General features: G+C 60.9%; 19 protein-coding genes. 13 read left to right on the forward strand and 6 right to left on the reverse strand.

Translation table 11 applies throughout. From position 1 onward, the window contains the following. Positions 1–60 precede the first annotated feature (60 nt). On the forward strand, positions 61–882 hold the full coding sequence (locus tag J2858_RS23340) for an alpha/beta fold hydrolase (protein ID WP_210107280.1): 822 nt from the start codon (positions 61–63) through the stop codon (positions 880–882). Beyond that, entirely contained in the window at positions 879–1,520 is a 642-nt protein-coding gene (locus J2858_RS23345; RefSeq protein WP_210107281.1) for a response regulator transcription factor, read from the forward strand. The genes J2858_RS23340 and J2858_RS23345 overlap by 4 nt, the downstream gene beginning before the upstream one ends. A gap of 2 nt (positions 1,521–1,522) precedes the next feature. On the opposite strand, the gene J2858_RS23350 is transcribed toward J2858_RS23345, so the two are convergent. Then, entirely contained in the window at positions 1,523–1,876 is a 354-nt protein-coding gene (locus J2858_RS23350) for a response regulator transcription factor (RefSeq protein ID WP_210107282.1), read from the reverse strand. 577 nt (positions 1,877–2,453) lie between these two features. Here J2858_RS23350 and J2858_RS23355 point away from each other — a divergent pair. The 7 genes from J2858_RS23355 to J2858_RS23385 all read left to right on the forward strand — a co-directional run bounded on the left by J2858_RS23355 (position 2,454) and on the right by J2858_RS23385 (position 8,152). Next, the gene (locus J2858_RS23355; protein WP_210107283.1) at positions 2,454–3,080 is read left to right on the forward strand and encodes a hydrolase; all 627 of its coding nucleotides are present in this window, start codon (positions 2,454–2,456) and stop codon (positions 3,078–3,080) included. Positions 3,081–3,132: 52 nt separating this feature from the next. Further along, positions 3,133–5,010 (forward strand): amidohydrolase, encoded by a 1,878-nt coding sequence (locus J2858_RS23360; protein WP_210107284.1) that lies wholly within the window; start codon positions 3,133–3,135, stop codon positions 5,008–5,010. 13 nt (positions 5,011–5,023) lie between these two features. Beyond that, positions 5,024–5,473 (forward strand): DoxX family protein, encoded by a 450-nt coding sequence (locus tag J2858_RS23365; RefSeq protein ID WP_210107285.1) that lies wholly within the window; start codon positions 5,024–5,026, stop codon positions 5,471–5,473. A 20-nt stretch (positions 5,474–5,493) separates the two neighbouring features. Then, positions 5,494–5,691: a hypothetical protein gene (locus J2858_RS23370; RefSeq protein WP_210107286.1), complete on the forward strand. Its 198-nt coding sequence runs from the start codon at positions 5,494–5,496 to the stop codon at positions 5,689–5,691. Further along, a complete protein-coding gene (locus J2858_RS23375; RefSeq protein ID WP_210107287.1) occupies positions 5,688–6,206 on the forward strand; it encodes a Dps family protein in 519 nt (172 codons plus the stop codon). The genes J2858_RS23370 and J2858_RS23375 overlap by 4 nt, the downstream gene beginning before the upstream one ends. Before the next feature lie 214 nt (positions 6,207–6,420). Then, positions 6,421–7,398 carry an alpha/beta fold hydrolase gene (locus tag J2858_RS23380; protein WP_210107288.1) on the forward strand — a complete coding sequence of 326 codons (978 nt, stop codon included), beginning with the start codon at positions 6,421–6,423 and terminating at the stop codon, positions 7,396–7,398. Positions 7,399–7,471: 73 nt separating this feature from the next. Next, positions 7,472–8,152 carry a YoaK family protein gene (locus J2858_RS23385; RefSeq protein WP_210107289.1) on the forward strand — a complete coding sequence of 227 codons (681 nt, stop codon included), beginning with the start codon at positions 7,472–7,474 and terminating at the stop codon, positions 8,150–8,152. Between the two features lie 15 nt (positions 8,153–8,167). On the opposite strand, the gene J2858_RS23390 is transcribed toward J2858_RS23385, so the two are convergent. From J2858_RS23390 to J2858_RS23400, 3 genes are all read right to left on the reverse strand, one after another. Further along, a complete protein-coding gene (locus tag J2858_RS23390; RefSeq protein WP_245367217.1) occupies positions 8,168–9,049 on the reverse strand; it encodes a helix-turn-helix domain-containing protein in 882 nt (293 codons plus the stop codon). Between the two features lie 35 nt (positions 9,050–9,084). After that, positions 9,085–9,990, reverse strand: coding sequence for a helix-turn-helix domain-containing protein (locus J2858_RS23395; RefSeq protein ID WP_210107290.1), 906 nt, complete (start codon positions 9,988–9,990; stop codon positions 9,085–9,087). A 241-nt stretch (positions 9,991–10,231) separates the two neighbouring features. Then, a complete protein-coding gene (locus J2858_RS23400; protein ID WP_210107291.1) occupies positions 10,232–10,936 on the reverse strand; it encodes an alpha/beta fold hydrolase in 705 nt (234 codons plus the stop codon). Between the two features lie 271 nt (positions 10,937–11,207). Here J2858_RS23400 and J2858_RS23405 point away from each other — a divergent pair, with 271 nt between their 5' ends. Together J2858_RS23405 and poxB are read left to right on the forward strand one after the other, a co-directional pair. Further along, positions 11,208–12,101 (forward strand): glyoxalase, encoded by an 894-nt coding sequence (locus J2858_RS23405; RefSeq protein WP_245367219.1) that lies wholly within the window; start codon positions 11,208–11,210, stop codon positions 12,099–12,101. A 132-nt stretch (positions 12,102–12,233) separates the two neighbouring features. Further along, complete coding sequence (gene poxB, locus J2858_RS23410) at positions 12,234–13,991, forward strand: ubiquinone-dependent pyruvate dehydrogenase (RefSeq protein WP_210107292.1); 1,758 nt, start codon at positions 12,234–12,236, stop codon at positions 13,989–13,991. A gap of 63 nt (positions 13,992–14,054) precedes the next feature. Here the strand turns inward: poxB and J2858_RS23415 are convergent, their stop codons facing one another. Further along, the gene (locus J2858_RS23415) at positions 14,055–16,697 is read right to left on the reverse strand and encodes an ATP-binding protein (RefSeq protein ID WP_210107293.1); all 2,643 of its coding nucleotides are present in this window, start codon (positions 16,695–16,697) and stop codon (positions 14,055–14,057) included. A 237-nt stretch (positions 16,698–16,934) separates the two neighbouring features. Between J2858_RS23415 and J2858_RS23420 the strand changes: the two genes are divergently transcribed. Next, on the forward strand, positions 16,935–17,477 hold the full coding sequence (locus J2858_RS23420) for a helix-turn-helix domain-containing protein (RefSeq protein WP_210107294.1): 543 nt from the start codon (positions 16,935–16,937) through the stop codon (positions 17,475–17,477). A gap of 33 nt (positions 17,478–17,510) precedes the next feature. After that, positions 17,511–18,446: an alpha/beta hydrolase fold domain-containing protein gene (locus J2858_RS23425; protein WP_210107295.1), complete on the forward strand. Its 936-nt coding sequence runs from the start codon at positions 17,511–17,513 to the stop codon at positions 18,444–18,446. Between the two features lie 98 nt (positions 18,447–18,544). Here J2858_RS23425 and J2858_RS23430 read toward each other — a convergent pair whose 3' ends face one another. Further along, on the reverse strand, positions 18,545–19,402 hold the full coding sequence (locus J2858_RS23430) for a LysR family transcriptional regulator (RefSeq protein ID WP_210107296.1): 858 nt from the start codon (positions 19,400–19,402) through the stop codon (positions 18,545–18,547). Positions 19,403–19,437: the final 35 nt, after the last annotated feature.

Raw genomic sequence — 19,437 nt, forward strand, 5'->3', positions numbered from 1 at the left:
CCGGGGCGACAACTGGTAAAGCTTTATTAATCCACTGAAATTGAACATCGGGGCTGTCAAATGCCAATGCTGACTGTTCGCGACAACACGCGACTCTATTATAAAGATTGGGGAAGCGGCCGCCCGGTTTTGTTCAGTCACGGCTGGCCCTTGAATGCCGACATGTGGGAAAACCAGATGATGCATCTTGCGTCGGAAGGTTTCCGGGTCATCGCACATGACCGCAGAGGCTTCGGCCGGTCCGACCAGCCCTGGCACGGCTATGACCCTGATACGTTCTCCGAAGATCTGGCCGAGATCATCAACGCCCTCGATCTTAAGGATGTGACCCTCGTCGGTTACGCAATGGGTGGCGGCGAAATCACGCGCTATATCGGCCGGCACGGCACCGAGCGCATCTCGCGTCTTGTGCTCATCGGCGCCACCACCCCGAAACTGGCCTGGAGCGAAGATTATCCGAACGGCGTTCCCGAAGCTGTCTTCGAGGGTGTGAGAGCCGGATTGCGCGCGGATCGGGCGGAATTCATCCGCGGCTTCTCACGCCTGTTCTTCGGGGCAGACAAAGAGGGGGCGACTGTTTCCGAAGGCAGCATGATGCAACTGCACCAGATCGCGATGCAGTGCTCCCTGAAGGCGGCGCATGATTCGATCACGGCTTGTGCCATGACCGACTATCGCGACGACATACAGAAGTTCGACATTCCAGTCCTCATCATTCACGGTGAAGACGATGCTTTCGTTCCCTTCCGTGCGACCGCTCAGCAGGCGATCCAGCTGATGCCGAACGCGGAATTGAAGGTGTACGAGAACGCTCCGCACGGGCTTCTGTTCACGCACAAGGATCGTCTGAACAGCGATCTCTTGAACTTCCTTCGCCAATGACCGCCGCCGCGACAGAAGAGGCCGTCGTTTTCATCGTCGAGGACGATGAGGAACTGCGATTGTCCCTCGACAGCCTCTTCCGCTCGGTCGGCCTGAAGTCGAGCATGTTTGCGAATGCGCGCGAATATATGGATGCCAGGAAGCCTGACGTGCCGGCATGCCTTGTCGTCGATGTTCGTCTGCCGGGACTGAGCGGCCTGGATTTTCACGATCAACTGATGAAGGCGGGTTCGGCGGTTCCGGTCATTTTCATGACGGGACATGGCGATATTCCCATGAGCGTCAGAGCGATGAAGGCGGGTGCGGTCGATTTTCTGCCAAAACCGTTTCGCGACCAGGACATGCTGGACGCCGTCGCATCTGCCCTGGAGATCGGCCGCAACAGACGGCAGGGCGAGCTTGAGCGTCTGGCATTGCGCAAACGCTACGGGGAACTCAGTCTGCGCGAGCGGCAGGTGATGACCCTTGTCACCACCGGATTGATGAACAAGCAGGTTGCCGGAAAGCTCTCGTTGAGCGAGGTCACCGTCAAGATCCATCGTGGTTCCGTCATGCGCAAGATGGGCGCAAAGACATTGGCAGACCTCATCAAGATGGCCGAGCTTCTGGAACTCCACCTTGACCCTGAGAATGTCTGAGATCAGCCGCGGACGGACCGGCTGATCGTCTCCAGAAGATCGTCCAGCCCGAACGGCTTGGTGACAAGGACGGCGGCTCCCGCAGCGACCGCTCTTTCAGCAAGACCCTGTTCAAACCGCCCGGTCATCAGAATGACAGGCAAAGACGGCCGGAGCTTCTTCAGAAGCGGAACGAGGTCGAGACCGGACATCATCGGCATGTGGATGTCACTGATGACGCAGCTGAGGCGGCCAATATCGTCCGACAAGAGAAGGGCTTCGGCCGAGGAGAAACACACCGCCATGTAGCCCAGGGAGCGGATCAGACTCGCCAGTGCCGCAGGAATATCCGGATCGTCATCGACGATCCCAATCAATGGAATGTCCTGCATCCTTTTCCCCAGTCTGCATCTGGACGATGCACTGTTCTTAATGTCGCGCGGTGGGATAGCACATGCCATGTCTCCGCCACCGAAAGCCTGATGCTGCACTAAAACCACGCGCCCAGAGGCTTGCTGCACAGGGCAGAAGGTAATGACTAAACACTAACAGGTCGTCGATATTGGATTTTCTAACGGTCCATGGACGTTTGTACTGACACTTTCGAAGCGAAAGGGTGCCGCAAGACCCACGTATGCTGGAACCATCCCTGCGTATGATTTCCTTCGTGGCGAGTTCCGGTATCCTTCACTCGTTGCCTCGTCGAGAGGCGGTAGCGACCCCTCCCACGCTACCGATATGCTTCGGCTCCCCCTCACCGAAGCAGCGGACATGATCCGCCTGGCCGCTCAGTTCCGCCCCTAAGCGGCCATTTTTTGACCGTAAGCCGGACGCGCCGGGACGGACAATTCATTCGCACCCGCTTTTCGTCAAATTCAGCACATCCGTTCAAGCCACCGCCCCAGCTCTGGCTTAGCTCTTTGCCTCAAGCAATCTGCATGCAGGAGCCACAGAATGACGAACCCACCGCTGCTTACCCCCGCCGACGTCACCCTGCTGATGGTTGACCAGCAAGCTGGTCTTGCCTTCGGGGTGGGATCGATCGACCGGCAAATGCTTGTCAACAACGTGATCGCCCTTGCCAGAACCGCAAAGACATTCCAGCTTCCGGTGGTCGTGTCGACCTCTGCCTCCAAGGTGTACAGCGGGCCGCTGATGCCATCGATCAGAAGCGTTCTCGGGGACGTGCCGTCGCTCGAGCGCCGGAATATGAATGCGTGGGAAGACAAGGCCGTTCGTGATGAGATCGAAAAGACCGGACGTCGCAAGCTTCTCGTGTCCGGCCTTCTGACCGAGGCCTGCGTGTCTTTCCCGGTCCTGTCGGCCTTGGCCGATGGTTATGAGGTGTCCGTCGTTGCCGACACCTGCGGCGGGATAACGCCGGAGAGCCATGCGCTTGCCCTTCGCCGCATGGAAGCTGCCGGCGCGACGATGACCTCGTGGCTGCAGGTGCTCCTCGAACTGCAACGGGATTGGACCCGCAAGGAAACCTATGACGGAGCGCGCGACATCGTTGAAGGCCACGCGGGCGGTTACGGCATAGGCCTTGCCTATGCGCGCGACATGATCCATCCGGTGTGATGGCCGTCAACAACCGCCCTCTTCTACAGACATTTTGAATCGGAGACCTCTGATGACCGCCGACATCATCCTACACAACGGACTTTTCACCACGCTCGATCGCAGCAATCCGACGGCAACTGCCGTTGCGATCAAGGACGGCCTTTTCCTCGCCGTCGGGCAGGATGCCGAGATCATGGCGCTTGCCGCTCCTGAGACCAAGGTGATCGATCTGAAAGGCAAGCGAGTGCTGCCCGGCCTCATCGACAACCACACCCACGTCGTGCGCGGCGGCTTGAACTTCAACATGGAACTGCGCTGGGATGGCGTGCGCTCGCTGGCCGACGCCATGGACATGCTGAAGAAGCAGGTGGCGATCACGCCGGCGCCGCAATGGGTGCGGGTCGTCGGCGGCTTTACCGAGCACCAGTTTGCCGAAAAGCGCCTGCCGACGATCGACGAAATCAATGCGGTGGCACCCGATACACCGGTTTTCCTGCTGCATCTCTATGACCGTGCGCTGCTGAACGGTGCCGCGCTGCGCGCTGTCGGCTATACCCGCGACACGCCCAATCCGCCCGGCGGCGAGATTACCCGCGACGCGAACGGCAATCCGACCGGTCTGCTGCTTGCCAAGCCCAATGCCGGCATTCTCTATTCGACGCTCGCCAAGGGGCCGAAGCTGCCCTTCGATTACCAGGTCAATTCCACCCGCCACTTCATGCGCGAACTGAACCGCCTCGGCATTACCGGCGTCATCGATGCGGGCGGTGGCTTCCAGAACTATCCCGACGATTATGCCGTGATCCAGAAGCTCTCGGACGAGAACCAACTGACGGTGCGGCTGGCCTACAATCTCTTCACCCAGAAGCCGAAGCAGGAAAAGGAAGACTTCCTCAACTGGACATCCTCCGTCAAATACAAGCAGGGCAACGATTACTTCCGTCATAACGGGGCCGGCGAGATGCTCGTCTTCTCGGCCGCCGATTTCGAGGATTTCCGCCAGCCCCGCCCGGAAATGGCGCCTGAGATGGAAGGCGAGCTGGAAGAGGTGGTGCGCGTGCTTGCGGAAAACCGCTGGCCCTGGCGTCTGCACGCAACCTATGACGAGACCATCTCGCGGGCGCTCGACGTGTTCGAGAAGGTCAACAAGGACATTCCGCTCGAAGGGCTGAACTGGTTCTTCGACCATGCCGAAACGATTTCCGAACGCTCCATCGACCGCATCGCGGCCCTTGGCGGCGGCATCGCCACCCAGCATCGCATGGCCTATCAGGGCGAGTATTTCGTCGAACGCTATGGCCATGGCGTCGCCGAAGCGACGCCACCCATTCGCCGTATGCTGGAAAAAGGCGTCAACGTCTCGGCCGGCACGGATGCCACGCGCGTTGCCTCCTACAACCCCTGGGTTTCGCTCTCCTGGATGGTGACCGGCAAGACGGTGGGCGGCATGCAGCTTTATCCGCGCGCCAATTGCCTCGATCGCGAGACGGCGCTGCGCATGTGGACGGAAAAGGTCACCTGGTTCTCCAACGAAGAGGGCAAGAAGGGCCGCATCGAGAAGGGCCAGTTCGCCGACCTCGTGGTGCCGGACAAGGACTTCTTCTCCTGCGCCGAAGACGAAATCTCCTTCCTCACGTCCGAGCTGACGATGGTGGGCGGCAGGATCGTCTACGGCGCCGGCGATTTTGCCAAACTCGATCAGAACCCTGTCCCGCCGGCCATGCCCGACTGGTCGCCCGTCAGAAAATTCGGCGGCTATGCGGCCTGGGGTGAACCGGAGGGTGCCGGCGCCCGGTCTCTGCGCCGCACGGCCATCGCCACATGCGGCTGCGCGAGCGATTGCGGGGTTCACGGCCATGACCATGCAGGCGCCTGGACATCGAAGCTTCCGATCGCAGATCTCAAGGGCTTCTTTGGCGCCCTTGGCTGCTCCTGCTGGGCCGTGTGAGGAGGATGCAGTCATGGTAACTCATCGATATGCATCGGCCGAAAAGGGGCTTGCACGGCGTTTCGCCGGCGCCAGGAGCATCCAGTTCATTGCTCTCCTTGCGCTTTGCTCCGCCTATATCCAGGGACCGCTGACGAAGCTTTTCGACTTCCATGGCGCGCTCGCCGAGATGGATCATTTCGGGCTGCAGCCTGCGCTGTTCTTTGCGATCGCGGTGATCCTCTTCGAGCTTGTCATGTCCGCAGCCATTCTCATCGGCTTCTTTCGCTGGGTGGCAGCGCTGGCCCTCGGCGTCTTCACGCTTCTCGCAACGTTTCTCGCCCTGCGCTTCTGGGAATTGCCGCCCGGCATGGAGCGGACGATGGCGATGAACGGGTTCTTCGAACACCTTGGTCTGGCCGGCGCCTTCCTCCTCGTCGCCTGGCACGATCTTCGGTCGAGGATGCGTCTCTCAGGCGGTTAACACAACGTGGAGTGAAGGACATGGCACCTAAAATTCGCGACGGCGTCGAGACACTGCCGGAAATGGAAGACCTGGACCTCGAACTGCCCCCCACGCCGACCAGGCACCAGGACGAACTGCTCGATGAAGCTTTGCAGGAAACATTTCCTGCAAGCGATCCGCCGGCCAGCGGCCGGATGGAAGGAACTCAAAACGCAACCCAAGGAACGGTCCAATGAATGATGATATCAAGGCGCGCCGCGCCGCTTCCCTGAAGACCCCGACAGGCCTCGGCGTCGATGCCACCCGGGACATCTCCGCAGGCGCAACGACGCTGCTTGCGGACGTCTTTGCCCTCTATCTGAAGACCAAGAACTTTCATTGGCACATGTCGGGAGCAAACTTCCGCGACTATCACCTGCTGCTGGACGATCAGGGCGACGAACTCTTTGCGATCACGGATCCGCTGGCCGAGCGTGTCCGCAAGCTCGGCGGCTCCACGCTGCGCTCGATCGGCGACATCTCCCGCCGGCAGCGGATCAGCGATAACGACGCCGATTTCGTGCATCCCCATGAGATGCTCGCCGAACTGCGCGAGGACAATGGCTCGCTGGTGGCAAGCATGCGGGCACTCCACGACGTCTGCGACGAGCACGGCGACGTTGCGACAGCCAGCCTCCTCGAGAACTGGATCGACGAAGGCGAAAAACGCGTCTGGTTCCTGTTCGAGATCCTGCGCAATACCAACAGTTAAGCTGTTTCAGACCGCTGAAAAAATTCAAAGCCACGCGACCGCCCGTCGCGTGGCTTTTTTTTGGCGTCAACAGCGCCGGAGGCTGTTTGACCAGCAGTGCCAACGCCTTGGCATTGTTCAAAAATCGTCGGAACCAACAAGATGGGCAGGGCGGCTGCCGCTACAACTCATCTCACGGCGGTCGATCTGCCGCCAAGTCACCAGGGGGCCACCGATGGCAAACGATTTCGACTTCTCACTCTCCCGGCGCCAGACGCTCATCGCCGGCGCGGCATTTTCCGCTGCGATGGCAGTTCCGGATCTCGCATTCCCAAAATCAGCAACCCAGACCGCACAAGGAAACTTTGAAATGACCGACGGCTTCGTGAAGACCAAGGACGGCGTGAACATCTACTACAAGGATTGGGGTCCGAAGGACGCACAGCCGATCCATTTCCACCATGGCTGGCCGCTCTCGTCCGACGACTGGGACGCCCAGATGATCTACTTCCTGCAGAACGGCTTCCGTGTCGTTGCACATGATCGCCGTGGCCACGGCCGCTCGTCGCAGGTTGCCGAAGGCCATGACATGGACCACTACGCGGCCGACGCTTCCGCCGTCGTGGAGCATCTGAACCTGAAGAATGCCGTCCACATCGGCCACTCCACCGGCGGCGGCGAAGTTGCCCGCTATGTCGCAAAGTTCGGCCAGCCGCAGGGTCGCGTGGCAAAGGCCGTCCTCGTCAGCGCCGTTCCGCCGATCATGCTCAAGACGGCCTCCAATCCGGGCGGCCTTCCGATTGAAGTATTCGACGGCATCCGCAAGGGCGTCGCGGAAAATCGCGCCCAGCTCTTCCTCGATTTCCCCACCGGCCCGTTCTACGGTTTCAACCGTGACGGCGCCAAGGTCTATCCCGGCGTGATCCAGAATTGGTGGCGCCAGGGCATGATGGGCAGCGTCAAGGCCCATTATGACGGCATCAAGGCTTTCTCCGAAACCGATCAGACCGAAGACTTGAAGAAGATCACCGTGCCGACGCTCGTCATGCATGGTGATGACGACCAGGTCGTTCCGATCGCCGATTCCGGCGAGCTGTCCGTCAAGCTCGTGAAGAACGGCACGCTCAAGGTCTACAAGGGCTATCCGCACGGCATGCTGACAACCCATGCCGACGTCCTCAACCCCGACCTGCTTGCCTTTATCAAGGCGTAAGTCGAGGTAAGATCGCCCGCTCGCGCCTCTATGCGAGCGGGCTTTTCACGTCCAGCAAGCGTCGAGGAATGCGATGACAAGATTGCCTCTTTCCGTATTGTTGAGTTTCAATGGCGGCTATGTCGACACGGCCGGCTTCCTCGCCCTGCAGGGCCTGTTCACTGCGCACGTGACCGGCAACTTCGTCACACTCGGCGCCACGCTTGTCACAGGCGGTTCCGACGCCCTGCCGAAGCTTCTGGCGCTTCCGGTCTTCTGCCTGGTCATTCTGATTGCGCGGATTGCCGCCCTCCTGCTGCAGAAGGCTGAACGGCCGGTCCTCAAATTCCTGCTGGCGGCCAAGGTGATCCTGCTTTTTGCAGCAGCCATCTTTTCGGTCGCGCATGGCCCCTTCAGCACCGCCACCACGATTGCAAATCTCGTGATGGGCATGACGCTGGTTTCGGCGATGGCCATCCAGAATGCCCTGCACCGCGTTCATCTCGCAAAATCGCCGCCCTCGACGCTGATGACGGGCACGACGACGCAGATCATGCTCGATCTCGGCGAGATCATGGTCGGCCAAAAAGGCGAAAGTTCTGCACTGGCGCTCACGCGCGTGAAGCGGATGAGCGTCGCCGTCGCGGCCTTCGCGTTTGGCTGCGCCTGTGCAGCCCTTGCGACCGCAACGATCCCTTTGTGGGCGTTTGTCATCCCGGCGGTTGTCGGCGCACTGTCCTTTGCGGCACGAATCGCGACGCCCGAAGGTGATTGACGGGTCGGTTTCGGTTCACGCCGGCCGGTTTTCTCGGCGCCACTTCCCGGGTGTCTTGCCGGTTACGCCTTGAAAGATGCGGGTCATATGGCTCTGGTCGGAAAAACCGCACTTGACCGCAACCCCGAGAATGGTGTCGTCCAGCAGGAGCAGTTCTTTCGCCTTGGCGACTCGATATTCCGTCAGCCAGCGATAGGGGCTCTTGCCGAACGTATCCTTGAACGCACGGGTAAAGTGGCTCCGGGATAGCCCGCACGTGTCGGCAAGCTGGGTGATCGAAACCTGGTCGAATGCCATGGTCGTCAGGAATTCCAGCGCCCGCTTCTCTTGCCAGGGAGCAAGCAGCCCGCTCTTTTTTGCCGGAAAATACTGACCGCCATAGGTCTGCGCGAGATGCGTCAGAAGTACGATGCTGATCTGCTCCAGGAACATCTGGTTCGGTTCCTGCTTGCTCAAAAGATAGGGCGAAATCGCCTGCGCAAGGCCCAGGATCACCTCATCCCGTGTTCCGGGCTTGCAGTCGAAGCCATCGAATTGCGGCCTCCCCAAGTCCTCCAGGAAGGTTCGGATGAAGGGCAGCGGAATGTTGAAGCGGATGTTGTCGAAAGGCGACAGATGATGGCACTGCCATTCTTCGCGCAGGTCGGTAATCGCAATCGCGCCCTTGGGATGGCCGCCCTCGAAAACGAGCCGCCCGTTTCGCCACAGACGGTGCAGCCGGAAGTCGGCCAGCTGGATGATCACCGAGACGGCATCCTCACGCTTGCTCGGTGGGGCGATCGGCAGATCATGGCCGTCATAGCTCAGCCGCATGACCTTTATGGCCGAGGCCTTGAGCGACCAGCTTGTCACTCTGGCCGAAAACGATGTCGAGGCGCTGTTGGTGTTCGTATCCAAGGCGTTCTTTCCGGGCCAGCCGCAGCTGGCCCAATTCAATGGAGCTGACGATCTCTCCAACGGGCGGGCGTGGTGCCCACTTCCCTGGAAAAGACCTTGGTGAGATGGCTTTGATCGACGAAGCCGCAGGCGCGGGCGATCTCCCGGATCGAAAGTTCGTGCTCGGAAAGAAGCGTCTTTGCAGCGCCGACGCGGGCCCGCGTGATCCATTGACGCGGCGTCAGGCCCGTCACATTCTTGAACCCTTGCGCAAAATGCGCGGCCGAAAGCCCAATCACCGCGGCGATCTCGGCCACGGTCAGCTCACGACCCAGGTTCTCCTGCATAAAACCCTTCGCCGCCATCTCGCGGTCGGCCTGGAGAATCGTGGCGTTCTTCGATGTCACGACGTCGAGGCAATCCTGCAGAAGATGCGTGCAGACGGCGATCGACAGGTGACGCAACAGCGGGTCGATCGTCGCGGGATCCCGCTCGAACAGGGAGAGGACCACCGAGGCGAGGTTGCTCACCACCTTGTCCGGTTCCGCCCTGCGACAGCGGAGTGTTCTCGCGACCCCATCCGGGAAGCTCGCGCGCGCAACCTCCTGGATCAGCGCTTTCGGCAGGTAGATCGCCAGCGCGACGAGATCGCGATGGAGGACCGCGCAGGCGCCTTCCATGAGATCGACAACGCAGAGCGAACCCTTGACGCACCAGCGCGGTGGCGCCAGGCGGCCGTTGCTCAGCACATCCGAGTGGATCGTATCCTCAAGATAGACCATCACGAGGTAGGCGTCGGAACGCGGGATCGTCACCCTTGCTTCGACATCCTTCGTCACGGTCCGCACGATTTTACTGACCGTGATGGGCGCGGAAGACAGGGGCATCGCCTCCAGAAAAGGCGCCTCCGGCATTCCGAAGCAGCCCCCGAGCCAATTGCCGTCATGAAAGTCGAGACTCAATCTTGCCTCCGAAATGGACTTGTTGGCGCGGCGACCGGGCACCGTCAGGATATATCGGTCATTTCATTGCAAGCATGGGTGGTTTGATCAAGATAGATCGCACGACATGCCTCTTGCGGGGCGGCATCCGGGCACGGGCCTCTTCATAAACGCAAGAAGGCGCCGAGACCAGCAGTCTTGGCGCCTTTGCCGTGTTCGGCCTTCACCGGACAGACCAAAAGCCGGTCCGGAGCGGCGACCGTCAGGCGGTCTCGACCGCAGCCACAGCATCGAGGATCACACCGGTGACCGCTTCCGGCATGGAAAGCAGCGACAGGTGGCTCGCGGCAAGTTCCGTCGTCTTGGCGCCCATTGCCGCTGCAAGTTCCCGCTCGAGGTCAACGCTCACCACACGGTCCTGCGTGGAGACGATGTACCAGGTCGGCCGCGACGCCCATGCGGGCTCGGTCACCTTGTCACCGAATGTGCTGGCGGCAAGCGGGGGCTGGAGGACTGAGAGCACCCGCGCTTCCTCCTTTGGAAGATCCTGCCCGACATCGTTGACCCAGCCTTCCTCGGAAAGCGTCAGATAGCCTGCACCATCGTTCCTGATCTGCGAAAGGCCGGGAGGTGCAGGGTATCTGCCGACCTGGTCGCCTACGGTTTCACCGGCTTTGGGCGCAAAAGCCGCGACGTAGACGAGGGCCTTCACCTTGGGATCGTTGCCGGCTTCGGTGATGACCGCACCACCCCAGCTGTGCCCGACAAGAACGACCGGGCCTTCAACGGAATTCAGGATGCGCCGGGTCGCAGCCGCGTCATCGGCCAGCGACGAGGTCGGGTTCTGCACCGCGACGACGGAAATCTCCGCCTTCAGCAGCAGCGGGATCACTTTTTGCCAGCTTGAGCCATCGGCCCATGCCCCATGAACGAGGATGACGGTTGGATTTGCGGAAGTCGATGTCATTTGCTTTTGCTCCTGGTGGGGGTCGAATAATGAGGAGCTTAGGCGGGCACGGAAGGATCGGTCTTGTTGTATCAGACCATGTTTGGACGCCAGCACTGCGCCGCATCCGTGCCGGCTGCGAGGCACTGATCGAGCCGAATGGCAAGGCCTGCGGCACTCTTCGCGGAGCCGCTGAAAACGACAAAACGTCATTGGTCCATCCAAGCGGAGCGGACGAACCACGCTGTAGGATCGGAACCATCACACCTTGGGCCGATCTACAGGAGCCGCCATGCACCCCCGAATGTCGTTTCTCGCGCTGCCTTTCGTTGCAGCATTCACCCTTGCATCCAGTGCCGTCGCGAGCCCTGCGATCCCGCCGGTTGCTGTCGCACCGCAATACGATACGACACATGTCTATGTCGCGCCCGAACAGGTGGACAGCTTCGTCCAGGCGTTTCTCGGCACGTTTGGCGGCAAGTCCACCCCGCAGGTGGTCGCAACCGTGACGCCGACGCCGAGCAGCACGACGAGCCAGTTGCTTCAGACGCCCGTCGGCACGGTTTCGCTCTTCGGCTTCAAGACCCCGGTTCCCTATCCATTCGGGCTTGAACGCAACGGCTATCTCGTGCGGGACATGGATGTTGCCGTCAAGGCTGCCCGGGACGCCGGCGCCAGCGTGCTCGTCGAGGCTTTCCCCGATCCGATCGGCCGCGATACCGTCATCCAGTGGCCGGGCGGCCTCAACATGCAGCTATACTGGCACACCAAGACCCCCGATTACAAACCGTTCGAAACGATACCGGAAAACCGCGCCTATGTTTCGCCGGATGCCGTCAGCGAATTCCTCAAGGATTTCCTCTCCTTCTCCGGCGGCAAGATCGTAGCTGACGACAGCAATGCGTCCGCGGCCGAGATCGGCAAGCCGGACGAGAAGTTCCGCCGCATCGAAGTTCAGTCCGATTTCGGACGCATGCTCGTGCTGGTGTCCGACGGCCACCTCCCCTACCCCTATGGCTATGAGACCACCGGCTATGAAGTTTCAAACCTTCAGGACACCTTGGAAAAGGCCGGGAAGTTCGGGGTGAAAGTCCTCGTCCCGCCGCATCGCGTCGGCGGCCGAGAGGCATCCCTCGTGCAATTCCCCGGCGGATACATCGCCGAAATCCATGCGGTGTCGAAGTGACATCACAGGAATAGGCTTGAAGTCGAGAGAGGTCGGGAGGTGGCGGCTGCGGGCCGCCGCTTTCCTGACCATCGGCTCCCTTCTCGTAAGAAAGCAGTGTTGACCCGGCCCGGACCGGTTCCATTTGATCGAATGAGATTTGCACCAGAAAAGGAGCGCGAAGTGGCATCGAAGGTCGCAGACGTCTTAACCGAAATCCTCCATACGGCGGGTGTCGAACGGATCTACGGGGTCGTTGGGGATAGCTTGAACGGCCTGACGGAGTCGCTCCGGAAACGGGGTGACATCGAATGGATCCACACACGCCACGAGGAAACTGCAGCATTTGCCGCCGGGGCTGAAGCCCACCTGACGGGCAAGCTCGCCGTCTGCGCAGGCAGTTGCGGACCGGGCAACCTTCACCTGATCAACGGGCTGTTCGATTGCCATCGCTCGCGCGTGCCGGTGCTTGCGATTGCCGCGCAAATTCCGTCGGCCGAAATCGGCCGGGGCTACTTTCAGGAAACGCATCCCGAACACCTGTTTCGAGAATGCAGCCATTACTGCGAGCTTGTCAGCCAACCCGAGCAGCTTCCCGCAGTCATCGAAACGGCCATCCGCGCCGCCGTCGGCAAACGCGGCGTTGCCGTCATCGTCATCCCGGGTGATGTGGCCCTTTCTGATTTCACCGCGAAAATCTCCAAGGCACCTACACTTTCCGTGGCGCAGCCTGCCGTCGTGCCGTCAGCCGCGCAGATTGCCGATCTGGCCGAACTCCTGAATGACAGTTCGAAGATAACGCTGCTTTGCGGTCGCGGCTGCGAAGGCGCGCATGCCGAGCTGATCGCCTTTGCCGATCAGCTCAAGGCGCCGATCGTCCACGCGCTTGGCGGCAAGGAACATGTCGAATTCGACAACCCGTTCGATGTCGGCATGACGGGGTTGATCGGGTTTTCGTCCGGTTACAAGGCAATGCTCGAGTGCGACACGCTTGTGATGCTGGGAACCGACTTTCCCTATCGGCAATTTTATCCAACCGACGCCAAAATCGTCCAGGTGGACTTACGGGCCGAAAACCTTGGCCGCAGGACGACGCTTGATCTTGCCATTGTCGGCGATGTCAAATCCACGCTGTCTGCCGTGACACCTTCTCTCAAGCAGCGAACCGATGACCGCCATCTCTCGGACTGCCTTGCGGCCTATAAAAAGGCGCGCGAGGGGCTGGATGACCTTGCCACCGGGCGAAAGGGCGGAAAGATCCATCCGCAGTATGTCGCCCGCCTGTTGAGCGAGCACGCCTCCGACGATGCGGTCTTCACCTTCGATGTCGGAACGCCGACGATCTGGGCGGCGCGGTATCTGAAGATGAACGGGAAGCGGCGAATGATCGGCTCGCTGGTCCACGGATCGATGGCCAATGCTCTGCCTCAGGCGATCGGCGCACAGTCTGCCTATCCGGACAGACAGGTTGTCAGCATGTCGGGAGACGGCGGGTTTTCGATGCTGATGGGCGATTTTCTGACGCTCGTGCAGCAGAATCTGCCCGTCAAGGTGGTCATCTTCAACAACTCGACCCTCGGCTTCGTTGCCATGGAGATGAAAGCCTCCGGCTTCCTGGAGACTGGCACCGACCTCAAGAACCCGGATTTCGCAGCGGTGGCGCGCGCAACCGGCGTCCACGCGATCCGGGTCGAAGACCCGGCGGACCTCGAAGCGGCAGTGCAGGACATTCTGGCGCATCCCGGTCCGGCGCTGCTCGACGTTGTCACCAACACGGAAGAGCTATCGATGCCGCCGAAGATCGAGGCAGCGCAGGTGAAAGGCTTCGGTCTCTGGGCGATCAAGGCCGTCATGAACGGCAGAGGCGACCAGTTGCTTGATCTGACCGTCTCGAACTTCCTCTCGCGTTAAGACAGGAGCGGGCCTGGTATCATGAGCGATCAGGCCCGCCTTCGCCACGCCGCGCAGACACCTCTAGTGGGACCCTGAGCCGCCTTGCGTCAGTTCGATGCGTCTCATCCAGGCTGCGGCACCCTGCCGTTCCGCCATCGCATAGGCAGTGGCGAGAGCCTCCCCGATCTGTCCCTCTGACTTCCCCACGGATTTAAGAGCTGCGATCCGTAGCAGTTCGGGGCCGCACCAGAGGCTGCCTTCCACGTCCTGCCGGGCGAAGAGATCGTCGCTGCAAGCGTGCGGGCTGATGGCCGCGAACACTTCCGCCTGCATTGCGGTGGCATCCCTGGGACACGCCGTTTTGCCCTCCAGAATGGCCGCAAAGCCGTCCGCCCAGATCTGCCAATGGCGCAGGCCCCTTCGCGTCGTGCGGCTCATCAGATGACCGTTCCACTCCCGCGCAAGCGCAAGCTCGCCGCACCATAGCGCAACCGGAATGCATCCGATCGCCAAGCCGTAGCAAATTGACAGGTCGTGATCGAGCAAGAGGGCGTCAGCCGCACAATCCTTAGCAAGCGCAAGCGCTCCATCGGCATCCCCCTGCAACCAGGTCATGCGCATGAGCAATGCCAGCACCGCTGTCTTCCCATCCACCTGGGCATGGTTTGTGTGGTTGGCACGGACGGGCGCATCGTCACCGGCAATCACCTTCATCAACAGCTCGAGCGCCTGGGCCTGATTGCCGATGAAGTGATGGGAAAGCGCAAGCATATGATCTGCGGTCTGGATGTTGGCGAGCTCCCCGGTCGCATAGGCCGGCCCCTTGAATTGCTCGGCAAGGACAAGGCTTTCCCTGTAATTGCCAAACAGGATGGCGCGCGCCCACAATCCCCACACGGCTCTGAGCTTATGGCCAGCAAGATCGAGCTGGTCGGCGATCTCTCCCGCCCGCAGGAACGCGTTGTTCATATCCTCCGTCGGACCCGCCGTGTGCCACAAGGCGTGGCCATAGGTCGCCTGAAGCTCGAATTCGGCGACCGAGCCGACCAGGCTGGTCCCCGCAATGGCGCTCATCGCCCTTCGAGCCAGTGCCAGATATTCCGAAGGGAGCGAAAGATGGAACCAGAGCGATGCCGAAGCGATGATCAGTTCCACGCCAAGCTGCTTGTCGCCGGTGGTGAATGCCCAATCGAATAGCGCGCGAAGATCGTCCACCCGCCAGCTGTTGGCGGCGAGCCATTGGCCCGGGTTCTTTCCGTCCCATACGGTCATTTCCGAAGTGAACAGTTTCAGGCAGTGCTTGCCATGCCGTCGCATCACCTCGTCCAGTTCCGGTCCCCTGCCCAGCTTTTCCGCCGCGTAAAAGCGGGTCGTATCCAGCAGGCGGTAGAGTGACGAACGATCGCGCCGGTCCATCGTCACGAGAGACTTGTCGACGAGTGCCGTCAACGCATCGAAGACGGCAAACTCTTCGACGTCGGCGCCCGCGCAGGCGGCCAAGGCGGCATCGAGCTCGAAAGACGAGCGGAACACCGACAACCGCCGGAAGACTGCCTTTTCGCTTTCGGACAGAAGATCATGGCTCCAGTCGAGCGTTGCGCGCAGGGTTTGCTGACGCGGCATGGCCGTTCGCCGCCCCTTCGTCAGAACGGAAAAGCGGTCATCGAGGCGCTTTGCCATCTGCTGGACGTCGAGCAGGTCCATGCGGGAAGCTGCCATTTCCAGCGCAAGCGGAATGCCGTCCAGGCGTTCACAGATATCCAGAACCGCGGAAACATCCTCATCGCGAAACTCGAAGCTGCTCGAGCTTGCTTTGGCCTTGCTGCAGAAGAGCTCGACCGCAGCAAATTCCAGCGCCCTTTCTGCCGTCATGTCCGCCTGCAGCGTCGGCACCGCAAGCGTCGGAAGCCTAAAGATCGACTCGCCCGCCGCCCGCAACGGTTCACGGCTCGTGATCAGAATGCTGACATGGGGCGCCGATTGCAAAATCTTCTCAGACAGCTGCGCCACCGCATCGACCACGTGTTCGCAATTGTCGAAGACGATCAGCACGGCCTGCGCAGCAAGGGCCGCAATGATCCCCTGCTCTGCCACGCCTGCCACCGCCAGACCGAGCTGGCTGGCCAGGGCCGAGACCACAAGGCCTCCGCTTGAAAGAGGCGCCAGATCGACAAAGCAGCCAGCAATGCCCTGAGCGGCGGCCACCCGGTGCGCGACCGCCAGAGCAACCGTCGTCTTGCCGATCCCGCCTGGACCGGCAATCGTGACAAGCCGCTTGTCGGGAAAAAGGTCCGCCAGTCCCTGGATGACCTCGTCGCGGCCAATGACCTGGGCCAGATTGGCGGGAAGGAAAAGCAAGAGCGGCTTTGCTTGGCTTTCAGCCTTCTCGGCACCGGGCGCTCCGGTTGCGACCACGGGGACGACCCATCTATAGCCGCGCCCGGTCTCATTCTGGATGAAACTGATCCCGTCCGCCGTCTCGCCCAGGGTTTTGCGCAAGGCCGAAAGATGGACCCGCATGGCGTTTTCATCAACGGTCGCGTCCGGCCATGCCCGCTCCATCAGCTGGTCCTTGGTGACCAACTCTCCCGCCCGTTCCACCAGAAGGATGAGGAGGTCAAGCGCCCGTGCGCCGAGACGAACAGGTTCTCCGTTTGAAAACAACGACCTCTGCGCAATCGAGAGCGTGAATCGGTCGAACCTGTAGGAGGTGTTGTCTTGCATGATCGTCCATCAATTGCCGCAGTCCGGATAGTCCAACCTATCAACCGGGAGGCTCGGCGTCTTTTGAAGGAGTTACTTTTCTTGGACGAAATGACTGTGGAGGGCACCATCTGCAAAGGGGGCTTAATCGCCTTTGCAACTCTTCACAAAGCTTAAGTCACGGTCCGAGCCCTGTCGGCGATAGATGTTGGTCATCGACAATGATCATTCACGTCAACCCGCCGAAAGGAACTCCCGATGTCTTTCTATCGCGTTATCGAAGCCGGTCCGACTTCACCGGTAGCCGTCAAGGATTTGCCCGCAAGCATCGCCATCACCCTGACCGAACTGCTCGATCAGGCGGGTTTCGAAGTGGACCGCGACATCGAGGCGGTGAAGGCCTGCCTCGACAAGGCCCGGGCGATCCTGCGGGCAGCACCGAAGCCGGCAGTGACCGGTGGCTTGGCGCCTTGGCAGATGAAGCGCGTCAGCCAGTTCGTTGACGAGCATCTGTCATCGGCCATCCCTTGCGAAGATCTTGCGGCTCTGTGCCGCCTCAGCATCAGTCACTTCTCAAAATCGTTCCGCCAGAGTTTCGGTGTCCCGCCGCATGGTTACGTGCAGGCAAGGCGCGTCGATCGCGCAAAGAAACTGCTGGTCGAGAGCACCGAACCGCTTGCCGAGATCGCGCTCGACTGCGGCCTTGCCGATCAGGCGCACCTCTCCCGGCTCTTTCGCCAGGTAACGGGAGAAACCCCCAGCAGCTTCCGTCGCCGCCACGCGCATGCGCATGCGCATTGATCGTCAGCCATCCCATCAGGAAGTCACCAGAAAATGCCGATATATGTCACGTCTGCGTCAGCCAATCCCGTTCTCGACACGCTGACGCAGGAATTCCTGGACCGCTTTCCCGGTCCGGCAAAGAGCCTTGAGGAATTAAGAGAACGGATGGTCGATAGCGATGCCGAGCCTCATTCAGCAAGCCGGGTGATCGATGTCGACCTCGACATCCCGCCGGATCCTGTCCGTGGCCGCCTGATCCTTCCTGTCGGGGCAAGCGCACCCAGTCCGGTCCTTGTCTTTGTCTGCTCGCAAAGGGCTGGAGACGAAGGCCGGATGAGCGCAGACGGCCTGTGCCGCACCCTGGCGGAGGCGAGCCAGATTGCCGTCTTCTGCCTTGGCGCAAGCCAGGGGCCATTGTCGGCAAGAGTGGCATCTGTCATTTCCGCTCTCTCGGAAATTCAGCGCAACGGCGACAGCCTTGGGCTCGATGGCGCCCGATTGGCAGTGGCCGGAGATGGTATTGGCGCAAAAGTTGCCGCGGTGGTTTCGATGGTTCTCAAAGACCGTCCGGATCCGGCGATCGCACTGCAAATTCTGTTCAATCCGATATTCTCGGATCACCTTGAGACGGCGTCCTATCAGGCCTTCGCCGAAGGGCCCTGGATGACGGCCGACCTCCTGTCGCAACTGAAGCAGGAACTGGGCGAGGATGGAGATACCGCGCTTCCCTCACCGGCGGATGCCCGGATCAGAGATGTTGAGGGACTGCCTCCAACGCTTGTGATGACCGCCGAAAACGACATGGCACGGGACGAGGGTGAAGAGTTCGCGCGCAAGCTGATGCAGGCTGGGGTGCGGGTAAACGCCGTGCGCTTTCTGGGCACGATTCATGATTTCGCGGTCCTGGAGCCGCTTGCCGACACCCCCGCTGCGCGAGGTGCCGTGGCTCACGCCGCCGCTTTGCTGAAGGAGACATTCAACCGGTAGCTTTGGCGCCATACCTGAGGAAGGAGCACCCCTTGATCGCGTTCACCGACATCTCCTCGTGCCCACCGATCTGCTCCTTGATGCGCCAGAGAACGACATCAACGGATCTTCGAGAGGAGCGCCACCGCAAGGTCGACAAATGCCCTCAGGCGTCCGGAGCGCCGGATATCGCGATGATAGCCCATCCAGATATCGCGGCTCGGCGGATCTTCGCCGAGATCCAAGCGCTGGAGATTGGGCTGCTTGTCTCCAACGGGCCGAGGCAGAACGGCAATGCCGACGCCGGCACTGCTCATCTGCGCCTGGACGTTCCGGTTGTTCGACCGGACGATGATCCGGGCGTGCGGAAGTTTCGACTTCAGCCAGTCGATATCGGGGAAGGCACCGAGGGAGGTATCCATGGTGACCAGAGCACATCCCTGTCCATCGCCGGCGTGCGGTGGCGCTTGGTCCGCAGCCGCGTAAGCTCCGTACGGCATTTCGATAAGCTTGCGCTGGACGACGTCTGCTTCGGTGAAGGGCGAAATGCGGAACGCGACATCGGCCTCCCGCTGCGCAAGGCTGAACAATCTCGTCCCGGTCAGGATTTCCATGTCCACATGAGGATAGGTCTTCGAAAACGCGGCGATGACGGGTGGAAGGACCCAGGCTCCAAACCAGTCCGCAGAAGAGATGCGAAGGGTTCCTTCGAGCTTGTGCACATCACCCGCCAGGCGCCGCTCGATCGCCAACGCGCTCTCCTCCATGTGCTCGGCGATCGAGAGCACTGCCGATCCTTCCTCGGTGAGGACGTAACCGTCGCTCGTGCGCTGAAAGAGCGTTTGCCCAGTCGCATCCTCCAGGGCGCGCAAACGCCGGCTGATGGTCGGGTGGCTGAGCTTCAGAGAGCGGCCGGCGGCGCCCAGCGTTCCCTCCCTCGCAACCGCGAGGAAAATCCTGACATCGCTCCATTCCATGGCCGCCCCCGTTCAAAAACGTACAGGCACTGTGC

It is taken from the genome of Neorhizobium galegae, from assembly GCF_017877135.1.
GTDB lineage: Bacteria > Pseudomonadota > Alphaproteobacteria > Rhizobiales > Rhizobiaceae > Neorhizobium > Neorhizobium galegae_A.

Bases quoted from the DNA above. Each gene is read 5' to 3' on its own strand.
- J2858_RS23420 (WP_210107294.1), top strand. From the start codon at position 16,935: ATGTCTTTCTATCGCGTTATCGAAGCCGGTCCGACTTCACCGGTAGCC.
- J2858_RS23385 (WP_210107289.1), top strand. From the start codon at position 7,472: ATGACAAGATTGCCTCTTTCCGTATTGTTGAGTTTCAATGGCGGCTAT.
- J2858_RS23355 (WP_210107283.1), top strand. From the start codon at position 2,454: ATGACGAACCCACCGCTGCTTACCCCCGCCGACGTCACCCTGCTGATG.
- J2858_RS23415 (WP_210107293.1), bottom strand. From the start codon at position 16,697: ATGCAAGACAACACCTCCTACAGGTTCGACCGATTCACGCTCTCGATT.
- J2858_RS23405 (WP_245367219.1), top strand. From the start codon at position 11,208: ATGCACCCCCGAATGTCGTTTCTCGCGCTGCCTTTCGTTGCAGCATTC.
- poxB (WP_210107292.1), top strand. From the start codon at position 12,234: ATGAGATTTGCACCAGAAAAGGAGCGCGAAGTGGCATCGAAGGTCGCA.
- J2858_RS23360 (WP_210107284.1), top strand. From the start codon at position 3,133: ATGACCGCCGACATCATCCTACACAACGGACTTTTCACCACGCTCGAT.
- J2858_RS23375 (WP_210107287.1), top strand. From the start codon at position 5,688: ATGAATGATGATATCAAGGCGCGCCGCGCCGCTTCCCTGAAGACCCCG.
- J2858_RS23430 (WP_210107296.1), bottom strand. From the start codon at position 19,402: ATGGAATGGAGCGATGTCAGGATTTTCCTCGCGGTTGCGAGGGAGGGA.
- J2858_RS23370 (WP_210107286.1), top strand. From the start codon at position 5,494: ATGGCACCTAAAATTCGCGACGGCGTCGAGACACTGCCGGAAATGGAA.
- J2858_RS23365 (WP_210107285.1), top strand. From the start codon at position 5,024: ATGGTAACTCATCGATATGCATCGGCCGAAAAGGGGCTTGCACGGCGT.
- J2858_RS23400 (WP_210107291.1), bottom strand. From the start codon at position 10,936: ATGACATCGACTTCCGCAAATCCAACCGTCATCCTCGTTCATGGGGCA.
- J2858_RS23345 (WP_210107281.1), top strand. From the start codon at position 879: ATGACCGCCGCCGCGACAGAAGAGGCCGTCGTTTTCATCGTCGAGGAC.
- J2858_RS23340 (WP_210107280.1), top strand. From the start codon at position 61: ATGCCAATGCTGACTGTTCGCGACAACACGCGACTCTATTATAAAGAT.
- J2858_RS23380 (WP_210107288.1), top strand. From the start codon at position 6,421: ATGGCAAACGATTTCGACTTCTCACTCTCCCGGCGCCAGACGCTCATC.
- J2858_RS23425 (WP_210107295.1), top strand. From the start codon at position 17,511: ATGCCGATATATGTCACGTCTGCGTCAGCCAATCCCGTTCTCGACACG.